At 74.0% G+C, this 19,767-nt stretch carries 16 protein-coding genes; 7 read left to right on the top strand and 9 right to left on the bottom strand.

The annotated features are described in order from the left end of the window. Positions 1–1,167, bottom strand: a 1,167-nt coding sequence (locus tag EAD89_RS15115) for an MFS transporter (protein ID WP_121676139.1), incomplete at its 3' end; no start/stop codon positions are given. Positions 1,168–1,385: 218 nt separating this feature from the next. Here EAD89_RS15115 and EAD89_RS15110 point away from each other — a divergent pair. The 3 genes from EAD89_RS15110 (at position 1,386) to EAD89_RS15100 (ending at position 3,170) form a co-directional block, all read left to right on the top strand. Beyond that, entirely contained in the window at positions 1,386–2,366 is a 981-nt protein-coding gene (locus EAD89_RS15110; RefSeq protein ID WP_121676138.1) for a helix-turn-helix transcriptional regulator, read from the top strand. A gap of 75 nt (positions 2,367–2,441) precedes the next feature. After that, a complete protein-coding gene (locus tag EAD89_RS15105) occupies positions 2,442–2,681 on the top strand; it encodes a DUF397 domain-containing protein (protein ID WP_089019109.1) in 240 nt (79 codons plus the stop codon). 213 nt (positions 2,682–2,894) lie between these two features. Continuing rightward, complete coding sequence (locus tag EAD89_RS15100; protein WP_121652684.1) at positions 2,895–3,170, top strand: hypothetical protein; 276 nt, start codon at positions 2,895–2,897, stop codon at positions 3,168–3,170. A gap of 125 nt (positions 3,171–3,295) precedes the next feature. Here the strand turns inward: EAD89_RS15100 and nudC are convergent, their stop codons facing one another. From nudC to EAD89_RS15085, 3 genes are read right to left on the bottom strand one after another with little or no spacing between them, the layout of a single operon-like run. Beyond that, positions 3,296–4,255: an NAD(+) diphosphatase gene (nudC, locus tag EAD89_RS15095; RefSeq protein ID WP_121676137.1), complete on the bottom strand. Its 960-nt coding sequence runs from the start codon at positions 4,253–4,255 to the stop codon at positions 3,296–3,298. A 34-nt stretch (positions 4,256–4,289) separates the two neighbouring features. After that, the gene (locus EAD89_RS15090) at positions 4,290–5,633 is read right to left on the bottom strand and encodes a pitrilysin family protein (RefSeq protein ID WP_121652682.1); all 1,344 of its coding nucleotides are present in this window, start codon (positions 5,631–5,633) and stop codon (positions 4,290–4,292) included. Continuing rightward, on the bottom strand, positions 5,630–6,940 hold the full coding sequence (locus EAD89_RS15085; protein WP_121676136.1) for a pitrilysin family protein: 1,311 nt from the start codon (positions 6,938–6,940) through the stop codon (positions 5,630–5,632). The genes EAD89_RS15090 and EAD89_RS15085 overlap by 4 nt, the downstream gene beginning before the upstream one ends. Before the next feature lie 241 nt (positions 6,941–7,181). Here EAD89_RS15085 and EAD89_RS15080 point away from each other — a divergent pair, with 241 nt between their 5' ends. Genes EAD89_RS15080 through EAD89_RS15065 form a run of 4 tightly spaced genes read left to right on the top strand, consistent with a single transcriptional unit; the run spans position 7,182 to position 10,314 of the window. Further along, entirely contained in the window at positions 7,182–8,246 is a 1,065-nt protein-coding gene (locus tag EAD89_RS15080) for an ABC transporter substrate-binding protein (protein ID WP_121676135.1), read from the top strand. After that, positions 8,243–9,022, top strand: a complete 780-nt coding sequence (locus EAD89_RS15075) for an ABC transporter ATP-binding protein (protein ID WP_121676134.1) — start codon at positions 8,243–8,245, stop codon at positions 9,020–9,022. The genes EAD89_RS15080 and EAD89_RS15075 overlap by 4 nt, the downstream gene beginning before the upstream one ends. Beyond that, positions 9,012–9,896 (top strand): ABC transporter permease, encoded by an 885-nt coding sequence (locus tag EAD89_RS15070; protein WP_121676133.1) that lies wholly within the window; start codon positions 9,012–9,014, stop codon positions 9,894–9,896. Before EAD89_RS15075 ends, EAD89_RS15070 begins: the two co-directional genes overlap by 11 nt. A gap of 1 nt (position 9,897) precedes the next feature. Beyond that, positions 9,898–10,314 carry an Rrf2 family transcriptional regulator gene (locus tag EAD89_RS15065; RefSeq protein ID WP_121676132.1) on the top strand — a complete coding sequence of 139 codons (417 nt, stop codon included), beginning with the start codon at positions 9,898–9,900 and terminating at the stop codon, positions 10,312–10,314. 110 nt (positions 10,315–10,424) lie between these two features. On the opposite strand, the gene EAD89_RS15060 is transcribed toward EAD89_RS15065, so the two are convergent. The 5 genes from EAD89_RS15060 to EAD89_RS15040 all read right to left on the bottom strand — a co-directional run bounded on the left by EAD89_RS15060 (position 10,425) and on the right by EAD89_RS15040 (position 19,707). Continuing rightward, the gene (locus EAD89_RS15060) at positions 10,425–10,625 is read right to left on the bottom strand and encodes a hypothetical protein (RefSeq protein ID WP_121676141.1); all 201 of its coding nucleotides are present in this window, start codon (positions 10,623–10,625) and stop codon (positions 10,425–10,427) included. 209 nt (positions 10,626–10,834) lie between these two features. Then, positions 10,835–12,148: a DEAD/DEAH box helicase gene (locus tag EAD89_RS15055; protein WP_121652676.1), complete on the bottom strand. Its 1,314-nt coding sequence runs from the start codon at positions 12,146–12,148 to the stop codon at positions 10,835–10,837. A gap of 222 nt (positions 12,149–12,370) precedes the next feature. Beyond that, positions 12,371–12,574, bottom strand: a complete 204-nt coding sequence (locus tag EAD89_RS15050) for a cold-shock protein (RefSeq protein ID WP_007464836.1) — start codon at positions 12,572–12,574, stop codon at positions 12,371–12,373. A gap of 226 nt (positions 12,575–12,800) precedes the next feature. Next, positions 12,801–16,178 carry an ATP-dependent helicase gene (locus tag EAD89_RS15045; protein WP_121676131.1) on the bottom strand — a complete coding sequence of 1,126 codons (3,378 nt, stop codon included), beginning with the start codon at positions 16,176–16,178 and terminating at the stop codon, positions 12,801–12,803. A gap of 37 nt (positions 16,179–16,215) precedes the next feature. After that, positions 16,216–19,707: an ATP-dependent DNA helicase gene (locus EAD89_RS15040; RefSeq protein WP_121676140.1), complete on the bottom strand. Its 3,492-nt coding sequence runs from the start codon at positions 19,705–19,707 to the stop codon at positions 16,216–16,218. Between the last annotated feature and the right edge of the window lie 60 nt (positions 19,708–19,767).

The following is a 19,767-nucleotide window of genomic DNA, read 5'->3' as shown; positions in this document are numbered from 1 at the left end:
GTGCCGGCCCCGCCAGAGGTAGCCGCCGGCGACCAGGGTGGCCACCCCGACCAGCGCGAACAACGCCCGGTAGTCCACGAGCCCGACCAGCAGGGCGCCCGCGCCGATGGAGAACGCCTGCGGCCCGCTGACCACCGCCTCGGTGGCTGCGGCGACCCGGCCGACCAGCCCGGGCGGGGTACGCCGCTGGATCAGCGTGTGCAGCCCCACCATGGTCAGCGGAAGCGAGACGCCGGCCAGCAGCACCGCCGCGAACCCGAGCCGCAGATCGGGGTACGCGAGCGCCAGCGCGGCCGGCCCGAAGAAGGCGACCCCGGCGGCCAGCGTGCCGACCTCGCCGAGCCGACGGACCAGCGCGGGCGAGCAGAGCCCGCCGAGCAGCCCACCCACGCCCTGCACGGTGACCAGCACGCCCACGAACGCGGCGTCGCGGTCCAGCCCCTGGTCGACGTACGCGAAGATGAGCGACTCGCTGAAGCCCATCACCAGCGACCCGAGCCCGTAGCCGAGCAGGGCCCGGCGCAGGGCCGGCTCGTCGGCCAGGTGTCGCAGCCCGGCACCCAGCTCGGCGGGCCAGCGCAGCCGTACGGTCGGCGGCGCCGGCTGCGGGGTGGGCAGCGCGGTCACCACGGCGGCCGCGGTCAGAAACCCGACCATGCCGATCCCGGCCAGCGCCCACCCGCCGATCGCCGCGTAGAGCGCCGCGCCGGCCAGCGGACCGATCAGCCGCAGCCCCTGGCGTACGGTCTGCAGCACGCCGTTCGCCTCGGCCAGCAGCTCGACCGGCACCACCTGGCGGATCAGCCCGCTGAGCGCCGCGCTGAGCGTGATGTAGGACAGGCCGTACAGGGCGGCGACCAGGTAGACGAGCCAGACGTCGCCCGCGTCGCGGACCGTGAACAACGGGGTGAGCAGCACCGCGGTGACCAGGTTCGCGGCCACGAAGAACGGCCGGCGCGGGTAGCGGTCGACGAACCAGCCGACCAGCGGCGCGAGCGTCATCGGGGCGATGACGGCGAAGATCGTGGCACCGGCGAGCCCGTCGGAGCCGGTCAGGTCCTTGACCCAGATCGCGAGCGCGAGCAGCAGGATCGACTCGGCGGTCATGCTGGCCAGCAGGCCCCCGAAGAGCAGGCGGAAGTCGGGTCGGCGCAGGACGGTGCGCATGGGTCCCTCCGGCGGGGATGGCGCGCCCGGGGTGGGCGTGGTCGACGGGGCCGCGACCTCGGGGAGCGCCGTCGTCCGGCGTACCCGAGGTCCATTTTTCGCAAGACACGCCCCCGCCGGAACCTCCGACGCCGGTCGCGCCGTCCATACTGACCGTGGGGGGCGAATTTCATACAGTTACCGTCGCGTCTGCGGCGGTCGACGGGAAAGAGGACACCGTGCCTCCTGCCGCACCCAGCCCGATCCTGCGTCGTCGCCGGTTGGGCACAGAGCTGCGCCGCCTGCGCGAGGCCGCAGGCCTCACCGGGGACCAGGTCATCGAGCGGATCGGCTGGGCCTCCGCGTCGAAACTGTCCCGGCTGGAGAACGGCCGCAGCCGACCCGACCCGCAGGACGTCGGGGTTCTGCTCGACCTCTACGGCGCCGATGCGGCACTGCACGAGGAGCTGCTCGGGATCACCGGCGAGGCCGGTGACATGCGGGGCTGGTTGAAGAACTTCCCGGTGATGACGCAGCAGCAGCGCAGTTGGGCCGAGTTGGAGGCGGGCTGCGCGTCGATCTCCGAGTACAACCCGGTGCTGGTGCCGGGGCTGTTGCAGACCCCCGGGTACGCGCAGGTCCGGATCGTCTCGGCCCGTCAGGTGGCCGAGGGCGCCGGTGAGCCGGAGCCCGGCGAGGAGCCCGAGACCGAGGTGCAGGCGCGACTGGCCCGCCAGACGCTGCTCACCCGGGAGCCCGACGCGCCCCGCTACACCGCCGTGCTGGAGGAGGCGGCTCTCGGCCGCCGGGCCGGGCCGCCCGAGGTGCTGCACGAGCAACTTCGCCAGCTCTGCGAACTGGCCCTGCTGCCCAACGTGACCCTGCACGTGCTGCTCCGGGACACCCAGATCGGCAACTGGTTCCTTCCGCCGACCGCGTTCTCCCTCTACCGGTTCGCCGATCCGCTCGATCCGGAGACGCTGGCCATCGAAGGGGGGTTCACCGACGTCATGTCGACCGAGGCAATTGCGCTAAATCGCTATAAAGTGGTGTTCGAGTGGCTATGCACGGCGGCACTTACCGCCTCGGACACCCTCTCCTGGCTGATCGAGGCGACGGGACGGCTGACCGAGGCGGGGCCCCCTTCCACAGTGGCGTTCGGGCCGGCAACGGCGCCGACCCAACGCCGCAGGGCCTCGGGGCGGCTGACGGAACGGTGATCCACGGGGGACCCTCCGTCGGGGCGTGCCGGCACCACTTGTCCCATCGGAGCGGTTCACATCAGGAGCAGACCCATGAACGACATCCGCAACACGCCGTCCGTCCCCGCCCACCGGCTGTCGGACGCCCCGTGGCGTACCAGCACGCGCAGCCAGACCTCCAACTGCGTGGAGGTCGCCCCGCTGGGCACCGGCCCGTCGGCGGTCGCGCTGCGCGACAGCAAGGACCGCGGCGGCCCGGTGCTGCTGTTCAACCGGGCGGGTTGGCTCGGCTTCATCGCCGGAGCGAAGAAGGGCCAGTTCGATCTGAACTGATCCGGTGACCGGGACGGGGCCGTCGGCACACTGCCGGCGGCCCCGTCGCGTCACCCCCCGCCGACCCCGTTGAGCAGCCATCCGCCGATCGGACGAGGCTGGAAACCGATAGGCGCGTTTGAGTTGCTGGGACGAACACGCGGAGTAACATGGCCGTCGAGTACGTGGAACTTCCACACCGGCTCATCCGTCGCGGTTCATCCGGAGACCCTCATGCGGTTCCTGATCGTTCGCACCGACATCCGCGCCGTCGCCGACGGGGACATCGCCGCCGCCTGGGCGGACGGCCATCGACTCCGCGACGAGACGACCGCCCCCGAGCCACGCCGGCAGATCGTGCACGCCGAGGACCGGGACGCGGCGCTGCTGCTGGCCCGGGCACTCGCCACGGTCGGCGCGGTCCGCGCCGGCAAGCAACGGGTCAAGGTCCTGCCGCTGGGCGAAGCCCGACCCGCGTTCCGGCACAGACCCGGCCGCACCGTCACCTGACCCACGAGACGTCCGTCGTGGTCGGACCGGCTCCCCCGCCGCGTTTTCGCCCCAGCCGACCACGACGGCCCGTGTTCCCGGCCCGTGACCGCCGCGGCAACGGCGGCCACGGGCCGGGACCGTGTTCACCGGTCGGCGTCCACCCAGCCGTCCAACCAGCGGTGGATGAGGAACAGCGCGATCGACGACGGCGGCGGCAGGATCAACTGGGCCCCGTCACCCACGTCCACGGTCCTCCCGGCCAACGCCGCACCGATCTCCCGCCGGGTGAACCAGCGGGCGTACGCGATCTCCGACGGGTCGACCTCCACCGGATCGGTCGGGTCGGCGGTCGCCAGGAAGCCCAGCATCAGCGAGCCGGGGAACGGCCACGCCTGGCTGCCCACGTACCCGACCCGCTCGACGCCGATGCCCACCTCCTCGCGGACCTCGCGCAGCACGGCGGCCTCGGCCGACTCCCCCGGCTCCACGTAGCCCGCCAGACAGGAGTAGCGCCGGCCGCCCGGGGTGCCCGGCCAGCCGGCGTTGTTGCCGAGCAGGCAGCGCCCGTCCGGGCCGTCGACACCGTCGTGCACCAGCACGATCATCGCCGGGTCGGTACGCGGCCAGATCCGCCCGCCGTCGCGGTCCACCCGGGACCAACCGGCCTCGTCCATCTCGGTCGGTGCTCCGGTGGCCGCCGAGTAGCCGTGCCGGGTGTGCCAGTTGACCAGCGCCAGCGCGGTGGTGAAGATGCCGGCCTCCCGGTCGCCCAGCAGGTGGCCCACCTCCCGCAGGTTGACCGCCCGGGTGCCCGGCAGCACCGGCAGCGGCGTGTCGACCGCGAAGACCGGCACCCCGTCCGGCTCGACACCGAGGAACATCGCGATCGACTCCGACCCGGCCGGCACGTCCGCCGCCCGGAACAGCACCAGCGCCGGAGGGGACGCGTCGGTACGGGCCAGCGTCCGCCCCTCGTCGGTCGAGTCGAGCAGCAGCACCCGGGCGCGCAGCCACGCCTCGGTCAGCCACTGCGCGTCGCCCCGCCGGTGCGCGGCCCGGTCCAGCGTGGACCGGGCCAGCGGTGGCGCCGCCTCCCCACTCACGCCGCACCCTCCGCAGCCGGCACGGGCGTCCGGTTCACTGCTGCACCGGCTCGGTCCGAACCGCGGTCAGCGCGGCCAACCCCGGGGTGACCCGCTCGGCGTCGCCGAGCACCACGACCGCAGCCCGGGCCGGCGCGAGGTAGTGGGCCCCCACCCGCGCGACGTCGTCGATGGTCGCCTTCGCCAGCCGGGCCGCGTACTCGGCGAGGAAGTCCAGACGCAGGCCGTTGCCGGCGTACGCGCTGGTCAACGCGGCGAGCCCGGCCTGGGTGGACATGCCGAGCTGAAGGGTGCCGAGGGCGTACTGGCGGGCCTGCTCCAGTTCCTCGGGCTTCGGCGGCAGCGACGCCAGCCGGCCCAGCTCGTACGTCGTCTCCAGCAACGCCGGACCGGTCACCTCGGTGGCCACCTCGGCGGCGGCGACCAGCACCGACCCGGCCACCGAGTGCTCGATCACCGAGTGCGGGCCGTACGTGTAGCCCTTGTCCTCGCGGATGTTCTCCACCCAGCGGGAGGAGAAGTAGCCGCCGAAGATCAGGTTGGCCAGTTGCAGCGGAGCGTGGTCGGGATCGGTGCGCGGCACGGCCGGCAGCGCGATCCGCAACGAGGACTGGACCGAGCCGGGCCGGTCGACGAGCAGCAGCGGCCCCGGCTCCAACGGCGGGGTGACCGGTAGCTCGGCGGTACGCCCGGCGCCGGCCCAGCCGCCGAGCGCCCGCTCGGCCGCGTCGAGGGCCTTCTCCGGCTGCACGTCGCCGACCAGCACCAGCTGCGCGCCGGCCGGGTGCACCCGCTCGGCGTGCAGGCTGCGCAGCGCGGCCGGCCGGACAGCGCGGATCTGGCCGGGCTCCGGGGTCTGCGTGGCGTACGGGTGCCGACCGTAGATCCGCTTCAGCAGCGCCTCCCGGGCCAGGTGCGCCGGTTGACTCTGTGCCACCTGGATCCGGTCGACCAGCCGGTCCCGCTCGGTGGCCACCTCACCGCTGGGGTAGCTGGCCCCGGTCAGCACCTCGGCCAGCAGCTCCAGCATCCGGTCCAGGCCGGTGACCAGGCCGGCCCCGGAGAGCATCAGCCGGTCCGGGTCGACGCCCGCCGAGAGGCCGCCGCCCACCTTCTGCAACTCGGCGGCGATCTGCACGCTGGTCATCGACTCGGTGCCGGAGAGCATGGTCTGCGAGAGCATCGCGCCACGGGCCAGGTGGGCCCGCCCGAACGGGACCCAGAGCCGCAGCTCGACCAGGGGCACCGCGGGCCGGCGTACGGCGATCACGGTGAGGCCGTTGCGGAGCGTGCGTTCGGCCTGCTTGGGCACCTTGAGCTTGCGGGTCGGACCGAGCGGGGGCAACGTGCGCGGCCCGGTGGGGACGGTGGTGGTCATCGGGCACCTCCGGCGACGACCTCGACGGCGGCGCGGCGCTCCGGGCGCAGGGTGGCGGCGGCGGCACGCACCTGCTCCTCGGTGACCTCGCCGACCAGCCGGGGCAGATCGTTGAGCAGGCCCGGTTCGCCGCGTTGCTGTTCCAGCACGGCCATCCGCAGCGCCCGACCGAGCACCGCGTCGGTGTCCCGCAGCAGGTGGGTCGCCATCCGGGCCTGGGTCCGGGCCAGCTCCCCCTCGGTCAGCCCGTCGGTGGCCAGCCGGTCCAGTTCCTCGTCCATGGTCCGCAGCACCTTGTCCACGTCGCCACCGGGCGGCAGGTGCGCCTGGAGCAGCAGCGCCGTCGGGTCCCGTACGTCGAACGGGTCGCCCATGAAGCCGAGGTAGCCGCCGAGGCTGGTCACCGTCCGGTCGCGCTGGACCAGCCGCTCGACCAGCCGTGACGCGTCGCCGTCGGTGAGCACCTCGGCCAGCACCACGTACGGCAGGTAGCCGGCGAAGTCGGTGACCGGGTCGGGCACCCGCCAGGCGCCGGCCACGGCCGGCAGCGGCGCCAGCGCGTCCGTGTACGAGGTGCGCCGCTCGGTGGTCAGGTCGGGCTCGGTGAAGTCGGGCCGCCGCGGCGCCGGGCGGGCCGGCACGTCGCCGAAGTGGCGGGTGACCAGCTCGGTCGCCTCGGCCACGTCGATGTCGCCGCTGACGGCCAGCACCGCGTTGCCGCTGGCGTAGTAGCGGCGGAAGAAGTCGGCGGCGTCGGCGACGGTCGCCGACTCCAGGTCGTCGAAGGACCCGTAGCCGTCGTGGGCGTTCGGGAAGGTGTCGAACATGACCGGCGGCAGGGTCAGCCAGGGGAAGCCACCGTACGGCCGGTTGAGCACGTTGACCCGGATCTCCTCCTTGACCACGTCGACCTGGTTACGCAGGTTCTCCTCGGTCAGCCGGGGGCCGCGCATCCGGTCCGCCTCCAGGAACAGCGCGCGTTCCAGCGCGTTGCTCGGCAGCGTCTCGAAGTAGTCGGTGTAGTCCAGGTGGGTGGAGCCGTTGAAGGTGCCACCGGCGCCCTGCACGTGCCGGAAGTGGGCCAGCTTCTCCAGGTTTTCCGAGCCCTGGAACATGAGGTGCTCGAAGAGGTGGGCGAAGCCGGTGCGCCCCTCCGGCTCGGACCGGATGCCGACGTCGTAGACGACCGCCACCCCGATCACCGGGGCACTGCGGTCGGGGGTGAGCACCACCCGCAGGCCGTTGTCGAGGGTGAACCGCTCGACCGGGTACTTCGTCGCTGGAATTCTGGATCTCCGCGTCGGCACGGAATCGACCCTAGCGCGTCGGCACCTCCACCACCGGCGACCTCCGCGGAGCCGCTGCCACCGGGTCGGCAACCGGGGGCGGCAGCTTCCGGGCCGGGCTTGGCGTACCCTATCAAACTGGTGGGAGATACCGACATATCTGTGACGCGCTGTCCCGGCATGTGGATGAGCCTTGACGCTGCGTGCGACCTGCCCCAGTCTTCCTACCAAGTAAGTAGGAATACTGCGGATTGGATGGACGATGAGACGGCTCCCCCTGCGCCGGATGGCCACCCTGGCCACCCTCGCCGCCCTCGGCGCGGCGACCCTGGGCAGCACCGCCGCGTGCGGCGACGACAGCGAGGGCGCGGGCGGCGGCTCCGGCCCGGTGACGCTGCGGCTCGGCTACTTCCCCAACATCACCCACGCGCCGGCGGTCGTCGGCGTGGAGAAGGGCATCTTCGCCGAGAAGCTCGGCGCCGACGTGAAGCTGGACCCGAAGACGTTCAACGCCGGACCCGCTGCCATCGAGGCCGTCTTTTCCGGTGCGCTGGACGCCACCTACATCGGCCCGAACCCGACCGTGAACGCGTTCTCCAAGTCCAAGGGTGAGGCCGTCCGGGTCGTCTCCGGCGCCGCCTCCGGTGGCGTGGCGCTCGTCGTCAAGCCCGGCATCAACGGCCCGCAGGACCTGAAGGGCAAGAAGGTCGCCACCCCGCAGCTGGGCAACACCCAGGACGTGGCGGTCCGCTACTGGCTCAAGCAGCAGGGGCTGACCACCACCAAGGAGGGTGGTGGCGACGTCAAGATCGTGCCGCAGGAGAACGCCCAGACGGTGGAGACCTTCAACAGCGGCGCGATCGACGCCGCCTGGGTGCCCGAGCCGTTCGTCTCCCGGCTGGTCAACGCCGGCGGCAAGGTGCTCGTCGACGAGCGGGACCTGTGGCCGGACAAGAAGTTCGTCATCACCAACCTGCTGGTCAGCACGAAGTTCCTCAAGGCACACCCGGACGTGGTGCAGAAACTGGTCGACGGCCAGGTGGCCGCGAACGAGTTCGTCAACAGCAAGCCGGACGAGGCCCAGCAGGCCATCTCCGAGGCCATCGGCAAGATCACCGGCAAGCCGCTCGACCTGAAGCTCATCAAGCAGGCGTGGCCGACGTTGGAGTTCACCAACGACCCGATTCCCAGCTCCCTCAAGGCCGGGCTCGACCACGCCGTCGAGGTGAAGCTGACCGAGCCCGTGGACCTCAAGGGCCTGTACGACCTGACGTACCTCAACAACGCGCTCAAGGCGCAGGGCAAGCCCGAGGTCGTCCAGCCATGACGTCGACCACGACGACGCCGGGGAGCGCGACCACCGCGGTCGCGCTCTCCGACGTGACCAAGGTGTACGGACGCGGAGCGAACGCTGTCCTCGCCCTGGACGGCGTGTCCCTGGACGTGGCGCCGGGTGAGTTCGTCTGCCTGGTCGGCGCCTCCGGCTGCGGCAAGAGCACCCTGCTCAACCTGGTCGCCGGGCTGGACCGGCCCAGCGGTGGGCAGATCGCCCTGGCCGGCGACGCCAACCCCGGGCTGATGTTCCAGGAGCCGGCCCTCTTCCCCTGGCTGACCGTCGACGGGAACGTGGATGTCCCGTTGAAGCTGCGCGGGCTGCCCCGCGCCGAGCGGCGCGCGCGGGTCGCGGAGCTGCTGCGCACCGTGCACCTGGCCGACTTCGGTCGCAAGCGCCCGCACGAGCTCTCCGGTGGGATGCGGCAGCGGGTCGCGCTGGCCCGCACGCTGGCCCTGGACACCCCGGTGCTGCTGATGGACGAGCCCTTCGGCGCGCTGGACGCGATGACCCGGGACATCCTGCACGACGAGTTGGAACGGATCTGGTCCGAGCGCGGGCTCTCGGTGCTCTTCGTGACGCACAACGTCCGCGAGGCAGCCCGGCTGGCCGACCGGATCATCCTGCTCTCCAGCCGACCCGGCCGGATCATCTACTCCACCACGGTGGACATCCCGCGACCACGGCGGATCGACTCCCCCGAGGTCGCCGCCATCGCCGCCGAGGTCACCGAGCGGCTCCGTACGGAGGTGGGCCGCCATGGCCAGTGACACCCTCACCGGCGCGGCGCGCACCGACGCGCAGATCTCCGGCCTCGACGCGCTGGAGATCGCCGGCCGGGAGAAGGAGATCTCCCGGGGCACCCGGATCTGGGCGGCCACCTGGCCCAAGCTGGCCGCGCTGGCCATCGTCATCGCGGCCTGGCAGTTGGTGGTCTGGTCGGGCTGGAAGCCGCCGTACTCGCTGCCGGGGCCGCTGGTCGTCGGCCGCGAGCTGCTGACCCAGGCCCAGGGCCCCCAGCTCTGGGAGGGTCTGCTCACCACGCTGCGCCGGGCCGCCGTCGGGTACGTCTTCTCGGTCGCGGTCGGCCTCCTCCTGGGCCTGGCGGTGGCCCGGTCCACGGTGCTCCGGGCCGCCATCGGCTCGATGATCACCGCGTTGCAGACCATGCCGTCGATCGCCTGGTTCCCGCTGGCCATCCTGCTGTTCGAACTGAGCGAGAAGGCGATCTTCTTCGTGGTGGTGCTCGGCGCGGCGCCGTCCATCGCCAACGGCGTGATCTCCGGTGTGGACTACGTGCCGCCGCTGCTGCTGCGCGCCGGCCGCAACCTGGGGGCCCGGGGCCTCAACCTCTACCGGTACGTGATCGCACCGGCCGCCCTGCCGGCGATCGTCGCCGGGCTCAAGCAGGGGTGGGCGTTCTCCTGGCGCAGCCTGATGGCTGGCGAACTGATCGTGGTCGGCATCTCGCAGACCTCCCTCGGCGCCCAGCTCACCTACTCCCGGGAGCTGTCCGACGCACCCTGGCTGCTCTCCACCATGATCGTCATCCTGGTGCTGGGCCTGGTCGTGGATGCCGCGTTCGGTGCGGCCGACAAGGCGATCCGGCGCCGCTGGGGTGTGCTGGACCAGGCTGGTCAGTGACGTGTACGTCTCCGCGCGCAGCGACTACGCCCTCCGGGCCATGCTCGCCGTCGCCGCCGCCGAACCCGACGGTGGCGGTGGCGACCTGGTGAAAGCGGCCAGCCTGGCCGAGGTGCAGGAGATCCCGCTCAGCTTCCTCCAGGGCATCCTGCTGGACCTGCGCCGCGCGGGCCTGCTGCTCAGCCATCGCGGCACCGAGGGCGGGTACGCGCTGACCCGAGCGCCCGACGAGATCACGGTGGGAGACGTGCTGCGGGCGGTCGGCGGCTCGCTGACCACGGTACGCGGGCTGCCGGCCGAGCGGGCCGGCTACCACGGGGTCGCCGCCGGGTTGACCGACGTCTGGCTGGCGGTGCACGGGGCGATCGCCACGGTGGTTGACCGCACGACCCTGGCCGACCTGCTGACCCGCAGGTGATCGAGGGTGGTGCGGCGTGGTCGGGCCGGTGCCCCGCCGACCCGACCACGCCTCGTGCCGATCCGGACCGGGCCTGCCCCTCCGCCGGCACCGGTCGGTCCGGCCGCTGCTCAGCCCACGTGCGCGACCGTCGGGCCGGAGCCCCGGTCGCCGGGGCTGTGCAGCTCCACCGGGCCGGCGGGAGCATTGCCCGCCGGGGTGGCGTGCCAGGGCGCGAAGGCCGCAACCATGGCGAGCAGCAGCCCGGCGAGCGCGACCGCGACCACCAGGATCAGTTCGCGCAGCGCCCCCGAGCCGGCTTCGCCCGCCATGGTCACCCCTTCCATGCCGGGCCCCCCGCCCGGCGTCCCCCCGGTGGTCAGCTTCGACCACGGTTCCTCGGAACACAGTCAGCCAGCCGACCCAGCCGAGGCTGATTACCGACTCAGAGGACGACGCGACACACGGGGTCCGCGTCCACCCCCGCAGACAGACCGACCCGCCCAGCCGGAGCTGGGCGGGTCGGTTCCTGCGCGAAGAATCAGGCGATGCGGGGGCGGCGCGGGCGGCGGGACCGGCCCGACGCGCGGTGCGCCGGGCGGGCGGCGCCGTCGGCGACCGAGCCACCGGCGGTACGTCCCCGACCAGCGGGCGCCGGCGGAGCAGCGATGATCACCGGCACGCCGGAGGGCTCGCGGGCACCGGTCACCCGGGCCAGCGCCTCGTCACCCGGGCGGACCTGGACCGACTCGGGCCGGATGCCGGCGGTGGCCATCAGCCGGGACACGTCCCGGCGCTGCTCGGGCAGGACCAGGGTGACCACGGAGCCGGACTCCCCGGCCCGGGCGGTGCGGCCGCCCCGGTGCAGGTAGTCCTTCGCCTCGGTGGGCGGGTCCACGTTGACCACCATGTCCAGGCCGTCGACGTGGATGCCCCGGGCCGCCACGTCCGTGGCGACCAGGGCGGTCACCTGGCCGTTGCGGAACTGCTCCAGGATCCGGGTGCGCTGCGGCTGGGACTTGCCGCCGTGCAGCGCGGCCGCGCGTACCCCCTTGGAGAGCAACTGGCGGGCGAGCCGGTCGGCGCGGTGCTTCGTACCCATGAACAGGATCGTGCGGCCCTCGCGGGCGGCGATCCGGGTCAACGCGTCGGGCTTGTCCACCGCGTCGACGTGCAGCACGTGGTGGGTCATCGCGGTGACCGTGGCGGTGCCCGGGTCGACCGAGTGGGTCACCGGGTTACTCAGGAAGCGGCGGACCAGCCGGTCCACGCCGCCGTCCAGGGTCGCCGAGAAGAGCATCCGCTGCCCCTGCGGCGCGACCTGCTCCAGCAGTTTGGTGACCTGCGGCAGGAAGCCCATGTCGGCCATCTGGTCGGCCTCGTCCAGCACGGTGATCTCGACCTGGTCCAGTCGGGCGTCACCGCGGTTGATCAGGTCGTGCAGCCGGCCGGGGGTGGCGACGACCACCTCGGCGCCGGCGCGTAGCGCGTCCGCCTGGCGCTGCAACGACAGCCCGCCGACGACGGTGGCGCAGCGCAGCCCGACGGCGCGGGCGTACGGGGACAGCGCGGTGGTCACCTGCTGGGCCAGTTCCCGGGTCGGCACCAGCACCAGGGCCAGCGGGCGACCCGGCCGGGCCTTGCGGCCGGCGGTGCGGGAGAGCAGCGGAAGCCCGAAGGCGAGGGTCTTGCCGGAGCCGGTGCGACCCCGTCCGAGCACATCCCGGCCGGCGAGCGAGTCGGGCAGCGTGGCCGACTGGATCGGGAACGGCTCGGTGATGCCCTGCGCGGTCAGCGCGGTGAGCAGCGCCGGCGCCAGACCGGTATGGGCGAACGAAGGAATAACTGTGGTCACGCAGGAGCCTTCCTCGACGCGGCACGTGTCGAGGGAGGGCGCCGAGGACGGCGCTGTCACCAGCGGAAAAGGCCGCCAGGACTCACAAGCACGAACCGAAGGGGGTACGGGCCGGCCCGCCGCCGGGTCGCCGCCTGCGTACGCAGGTCGACGACGGGGCGGGCCGGTCCCGTCACCGCCACGCCCGGAGGGCGCGACAGGTAATGCTGGCCGATCCGAAGATCAGAGCGGGCGGATGTTCTCCGCCTGCGGGCCCTTCTGGCCCTGGGTCACCTCGAACTCGACCCGCTGGTTCTCGTCCAGGCTCCGGTAGCCGGAGGACTGGATCGCCGAGAAGTGGGCGAAGACGTCAGCGCCGCCGCCGTCCGGGGTGATGAAGCCGAAGCCCTTGTCAGCGTTGAACCACTTCACGGTGCCAATAGCCATGTGTTTCGTCTCCTTGACGGAACGTCGGACTCGCACTTGTTGCGAGCCCGAAGAGGAGCGCTCCGCGCGGGAATGCGCGAATCGCCTGTCGCTTCTGGTCGCCCCGCCCGGAGAACTCCGGACACAACAAAGAGCGCCTGGGGCCACAATCCCGCCAGGCGCACACAGAGTCTCTGGTAACCAAAACTGCAACCCGTTCAACCTACCACGGATTTTCGCGCCGTGGTCAATGTTGGACGGAATCTTCCGGCAGCTTGGCGATCAGGGCCGTGAGGCCGGTCACGTCCAGCAGGTCGGCGGGACGGACCGTGACCCCGTGCCGGACGTAGTGGAACGCCGCTCCCACCCGGTCGACCGGCACGCCGGCCAGCTCCGCCCAGGCCAGCCGGTAGACCGCCAACTGCACCGCGGCCACCTCCGCCGCCGGGCCGGCCGGCTGCGCGCCGGTCTTCCAGTCCACCACGTCGAACCGGCCGCCCGGCCGCGCGAAGACCGCGTCCATCCGCCCCCGCACCACCACCCCGGCGATCACCGTGGCGAAGGGCACCTCCACCTCCACCGGCACCCGGTCGGCCCACTCGCTGGCCAGGAAGCGCTCCTGAAGCTCGACGAGCGCCTCGTCCGGTGCGGCGTCCGCGTCGGCCGCGCCGGGCAGTTCGTCCACGTCGAGGAGCCGGTCGGCGCCGAACCGCTGTTCCAGCCAGGCGTGGAAGGCGGTGCCCCGGCGGGCGTACGGGTTGGGTTCGGTGGGCACCGGGCGGCGCAGCGCGCGGGCCAGCGCCGCAGGATCACGGCGCAACGCGACCAACTGGGTGACGCTCAGCTGCCCGGGCAGGGCCACCTCGACCGCACCGGAGAGCCGGGTCAGCTCGGCCCGCTCGGCCAGCAGCAGGTCCGCCTCACGCTGCCAGCGCGCCACCTCCGGATCGGCCTCCGGTTCGACCGGCCCACCGGCGTCCACCACGTCCGCCGGGCCGTCGGTCATCAGGCGGCGGACCAGCCCGGCCGCCTCGGCCAGCGCCGGCCGGCGGCCGCCCAGCGGGTCGGCCGGCCACTCCGCGCGGAGCACCACCTCGGCCGTCGGGTTCGTCGCGTCCGGAGTCGGTTCCGGCGCCCACGCGTCGACCAGGTGCCCCGGGCCGCCGTCCAGGCAGGCGTCGTACACCTCACGCAGGAAGACCGACGGCCCGCGCGGCCGCTTGGTCCCCTCCCCCCACCAGTAACCGGAGCAGAGCAGCAGCCGGCGCGGCCGGGTGACCGCCACGTACGTCAGCCGCCGTTCCTCGCGCTCGTCGTGGGCCCGCCAGGCGTCGGTGAAGTCGCTCACCGCCCGGGCCACGGCCCGCTGGTCCGCCGCCTCGTCCAGCGCCAACTCGGGCAACCCGTCGGCGTCGCCGCGCAGCGGGAACGGCAGGACGCCCAGCCCGCCCAGCCAGTGGTCGGAGTTGCGCACCGGCCCGGGCCACAGCCCTCGGCCCAGCCCGGCCACCGCCACCACGTCCCACTCCAGACCCTTGGCGGCGTGCGCGGTGACCACCTGCACCGCGCCCTCCACCACCTCGACCTCGCCCGGGGCGAGACCGCGCTCCTCGTCCTCGGCGGCGGCCAGGTAGGACAGGAAGCCGGAGAGCGTCGCTCCCGGCGTCTCCCCGCTGAACCGGGCCGCCACGTCGCCGAGGGCGTCCAGGTGGCCCCGGGCCAGGCCGGCGTCGCCGGCGCCGTCCCGACCGGCCCGTACGGCGACCTCAACGTCCAGGCCGATGGTCCGCTCGATGTCCGCGATCAGGTCCGGCAGAGACTGGTCCAGCCGGTAGCGCAGCAGCGCCAGCTCCCGGCCGTACGCGCGCAGCCGCGCGAAGCCCTCCGCCGAGTACGCCTGCGCCGGGCCGAGGTCGGCCAGCGCCTCCACCAGGGTCGCCTCGTCCAGCAGGTCGGGGGTGATCTCCGGTGTGTCGTCGGCGGCCACCTGTCGCCGGGCGTTGGCGATGGAGCGGGCCCGCCGGTGCAGCGCCACCAGATCGCGCGGCCCGATCCGCCAGCGGGCACCGGTGAGCAGCCGCAGCAGCGCCGCCCCGTCGGTCGGGTCGGCCAGCACCCGCAGCGTGCAGACCACGTCGCGTACCTCGGGGGTGTCCAGCAGGCCGCCCAGCCCGACCACCTCCACCGGAAGGCCGCGCTCGCGCAGCGCCGACTCGATCGCCGGGATCTGGCTGCGGACCCGGACCAGCACGGCCGTGGTCGGTCGCTGCGCCACCGGGATGTGCTCGGGCACCGCGCCGGGCATCCGCGCCGCGCCGCGCCAGGCGGCGAGCACGCTGTCCGCGATCCAGGCCGCCTCGTCGGCGTACGTCGGCAGCAGCGCACAGTGCACCGTGCCGCCGGCCGCCCCGCCGGGGCTGCGGTGCGGGATCGGGTCCCGGACGGTCAGCGCGGAGCGCAGCTCCGGCACCCGGGCGCCGGCCGCGCGCAGCGGGGTGGACAGGGCGTTCGCCACCCGCAGGATCTCCGGACGGTTGCGCCAACTGGTGGTGAGCCCGAGCGCCTCGGCCGGCCGGCCGTCGGTCCGGGCGAACTCGGTGGGGAACCGGTCCAGGGTGCCGGCGCTGGCCCCCCGCCAGCCGTAGATCGACTGGCACGGGTCACCCACCGCGGTCACCGGGTGCCCACCGCCGAACAGCGCGTTGAGCAGCACCACCTGGGCGTGGCTGGTGTCCTGGTACTCGTCGAGCAGCACCACCCGGTAGCGGTCCCGCTCGATCTCACCGACCCCCGGGTGGTCCCGTGCCACCCGGGCCGCCCGGGCGAGCTGGTCGGCGAAGTCCATCGCCTCGAAGTCCAGCTTGCGCCGGGCGTACGCCCGCACCAGCGGCAGCAGACGCAGCCGGGTCTGTTGCAGGGCGAGCGCCTTGCGCACGTCGGCGTACACCCGCCCCGGCCGGGACTGCACCTCGGCGAAGAACCGACCCGTCCAGGCGGCCAACTCGTCCGGGGCGACCAGGTGCTCGTCCAGCTCCCCGGCGAGGGCCAGCACCGCGTCGGTGATGGTGCTCGGCATCCGGTCCACCTCGGACATGTCACCGTCGTAGTTGCGCACCAGCAGGTCGACCAACTGCCAACGGGACGCCTCGGTGAGCAGCCGGGTGGACGGCTCGTAACCGGCCCGCAGCCCGTGCTCGGTGACGATCCGCCCGGCGTACGAGTGGTACGTGGAGACGGTGGGCTCCCCGGCCAGCGGATCGTCCAGCGGGTCCCGGCCCTGCCGGCCGAGGCGGCGGATCAGCTGGTCGAGCCGGGTACGCACCCGGTGGGCCAGCTCGCCGGCCGCCTTACGGGTGAACGTCAGACCGAGGATCTGCTCCGGCCGCACGTACGAGTTGGCCACCAGCCAGACCACCCGCGCGGCCATCGTCTCGGTCTTGCCGGACCCGGCTCCCGCGACCACCAGCAGCGGCTCCACCGGGGCGGCGATGATCGCGGCCTGCTCCCGGGTGGGCGCCGGCAGCCGCAGCAGCTTGGCCAGCTCCACCGGGGTGTACCGGGGGCCGGCGTCGGCGAGTCGGGGCGCCGGCGCCGGACCGGCGCCGAACAGGGCGGGCTGGGTCACGGCGTGATCTTGGTTCGCGACTGCGGGGCTCGCACGCTCACTCCTCGCCCTCACGGATGCTCCGGGTGGTCGGCGGCTCGACGACCTGGCGCCCCTGCCCGGAGACCGGGCAGCTGGTACGCACCGGGCAGACCCGGCACTTCGAGTTGGCCACCGCGGCGAACGTGGCAGCGGCCATCGTATCGGCGGTCCGTCGGACCAGCGCGGTCGCCCAGCCGGCCGCGGGGCCCTCGCCGACCGCCGGCTGGTTCTGCTCCCTGGCGTCCTTGGCGGAGGTGCCGAGCTGCACCAGGGCGGCACCCCCGGACTCCTCGCCGAACTCGGCGAACGCCCCCGCCTCCACCGCCGCCTGGTAGGCGCCGAGCTGCGGGTGCTCGGCCAGGTCGGTGCCGGTGACCGCGGTGGACTTGCCGGTCTTCAGGTCGATCACCACCAGCCGCCCGTCCTCGTCGACCTCCAGCCGGTCGACCCGGCCGGTCAGGTCGACCGGCCGGTGCGGATCGTCCAGGCGGACCGCGAACTCGTGCTCGATGGCGAGCAGCCGGCGCGGATTGGTCGCAAGCCAGCGCAGCAACTTGTCGACCATCGCCTCGGCGCGCTCCCGCTCCGGGCCGGCCATCCACCGGGCGGCCAACTCGATCGCGTCGAACCGGGCGGCCACGTAGTCGAGCAGGGCGCCCCGGTCGGCGCTGGCGTCCTCGGCGAGCATCGCGGCGGCGTGCACCAGGTTGCCCACCCCCTGCGCGGTGCTGGTCGGGCCGCTGCCGCCGTGCCGTTCCAGCAGCCAACGCAGGCTGCACCGCAACGCGCTCTCCATCGCCGACGGGGTGACCCGCACCGGCTCGCCGTCGTCGACGAGCGGCCGGTCGTCGGAGAGCGCGCGCAGCCCCCACCAGTCGTCCGGATGCGCGCCGGGCACACCGGCGGCGGCGAGCCGGGCGAGCTGGGCCGCCGCGGCGCGCCGCCGGAGCGTCGGCGCGGCCGGGTCGGTGATCGCGGTACGCAACTCGGCGACCAGGGCCGGCAGGGTGAGCGCCCGAGGGGGACGGGTGACCGGCAGCGCGCCGGGCCGGTCCGGCTCGCCGTCGCCGTCCTCCCCCACGGTGTCGGTCCCGCCCTCGGTGGGTGCGCCGTTCGAGCTGCCGCCGCCGGCGGGACCACTGGGCGGCGGGCCGGTACGCGGACCGGGCGGTGCGGGCGGGTCGACCGGCCCGGCGCCACCCGGCGCGGTGGGGGGCGCGGTCGGACCCAGCTCGTGCAGGAACCGGCTCGGCTGCTCCTCGTGGTCGTCGCCGCCCACCGCGGCCGATGCCACGGCGGTGACCAGCAGCCGGTGTCGGGCCCGGCTGACGGCGACGTGGAAGAGCCGGCGTTCCTCGTCCAGCAACGCCGAGGTCTGACCCACCACGTTCGCCGCGGTGGCGCCGCCGACGGACCGGCCGGCCAGCACATCGACCAGTCGCTCCGAGCCGAGCAGGCTGCCGCGCAGGCGCAGGTCCGGCCAGATGCCCTCCTGCACACCGGCCACCGCGACCAGGTCCCACTCCAGGCCCTTCGCGGCGTGCGCGGTGAGCAGCCGCACGGCCGCACCCCGGTCGGCGGTCGGGGCGATGGTGTCCGCCGGCAGGTCCTGACCGAGCACGTGGTCGAGGAAGACCTCGGCGCGGGCGCCGGGAAGCCGGTCGGTGAACCGGGCCGCCGCGTCGAAGAGCACCAGCACGGCGTCCAGATCCCGGTCGGCCGCCTCGGCCCGCCGCCGCCGGGCCAGGTCCCCCTCGCCGGCCGCCGGCTGACCGTGGCCGATCGCGCCGGCCCAGCGTTCGGCCAGCCCGCTGGCGTGCCAGACGGCCCAGAGCACATCCTCGGCGGTCGCGCCGGGCCGGGCGGCGGCGGCCCGGGCGGTGGCCAGCAGCCCGGCAACCGCCTGCGCCGGCTCCGCCCACCGCCGCTCGATGCCGTCCAACTCGGCCGGGTCACGCAACGCCTCGACGATCAACTCCCCGGACGGGCGCCGGTCCCCGCCGGCCAGCGCCAGAGCGCGCAGGCCCTGCCGCAGCCGCCGCTCGGCCAGCGGGTCCGCCCCGCCCAACGGCGAGTGCAGCAGCGCGACCGCCGCCTCCTCGTCCAGACTCTCCGGCTCCAGGGCGCAGCGCAGCAGAAGCAGCAGCGGGGCCACCGCCGGTTGCAGGTGCAGCGGCAGGTCCTCGCCGTGCACCACGGTCGGTACGCCGGCGGCGTGCAGCGCCCGTTGCAGGGTGGGCAGCTGCAACGCGGTCGACCGCACCAGCACCGCCATCCGCGACCAGGGCACTCCGTCGAGCAGGTGCGCGGAGCGCAGCGCGTGCGCCAGCCAGGCCGCCTCGCTGGTCGCCGAGCGGAACGTGTGCACCTCGACGACGCCGGCCGGGGCATCCGGCAACGGGTGCAGCCGGCGGTGCGCCGCCGGACCCCGCAGCCGGCGGCCCAGCCGGCCGATCGCGGCGAGCAGGCCCGGCCCCGCCCGGTAGGACGTGGTCAGCAGCACCTGCGCGGCCGGCGCCCCCGAGGCCGTCCGGAACCGGTGCGCGAAGGTGGTCACCCCGGCCGGGTCGGCGCCGCGGAAGGCGTACGTGGAGGAGTCCGGGTCGGCGAAGGCGACCAGCGGCTTGCCACCGCCGGCGATCACCGAGAGCAGGTCGAGCTGGGCGGGGTCGGTGTCGGCCAGCTCGTCGACGTACACGTGGGCGAGACGGCGGCGCTCGGCGGCGAGCAGCTCCTCGTCGTCGCGCAGCAACCCGGTGGCCGCCCGGACCAGCTCGGCCGGGTCGTACGCGATCGAGCCCCGGTTGCTGACGTCGCGCAGCGCGAGCACCGCGACGTACTCCCGCAGGAAACGCGCGGCGGCCGGCCAGTCGGCGCGGCCGAGCTTCTCGCCGAGCCGGGCCAGGTCGGCCGGGCCGATGCCGCGCTCGGCCGCACGCATGAGCAGGTCGCGCAGCTGCCCGGCGAAGGCTCGGGTCCGCAGGGCCGGTCGTAGATCCGTCGGCCAGCCGACCGGATCGTCCTCGGGCTCCTCGCCCACCACATCCAGCAGCTCGCGGATGATCAGATCCTGCTCGGGGCCGGTGAGCAGCCGGGGCGACGGCTCGCCACGTTCGGCGGCGGCCCGGCGGAGCAGGCCGAAGGCGTACGCCGGGAAGGTGCGCACCAGGGGCTCGCGCAGCACCCGGTGGCCGTCCTGCGCGACCCGGGCCTCGATGCGCTGGCGTAGTGCGGTGGCGCCTCGTCGGCCGAAGGTCAGCACCAGGATCCGTTCGGGATCCACCCCCTCGGTCACCCGGGCGGCGACCGCCTCGACCAGGGTGCTGGTCTTGCCGGTGCCCGGCCCGCCGAGCACCAGCATCGGCCCGTCGGTGTGCCCGACCACCTCGGCCTGCACCGCATCGGCCCGCCAGCCGACCCCGTCGGCCCCGGACCCGGCCGCCGGCTCGCGCCCCTCGGGGCCGACCGCTCCGATCGGGGCGGACAGCGCAACCCCGCCGACGGGCATGGCGCCGCCGTCAGACACGCCGGCGGCGGCGGACTCGACGCCGCCGCCGGCGTGTCTGAC

The organism is Micromonospora sp. BL4 (assembly GCF_003667505.1).
Lineage (GTDB): Bacteria > Actinomycetota > Actinomycetes > Mycobacteriales > Micromonosporaceae > Micromonospora.
The sequence above is the reverse complement of the archived record's forward strand: the minus strand, read 5'-3'. Positions and strand labels throughout refer to the sequence as shown.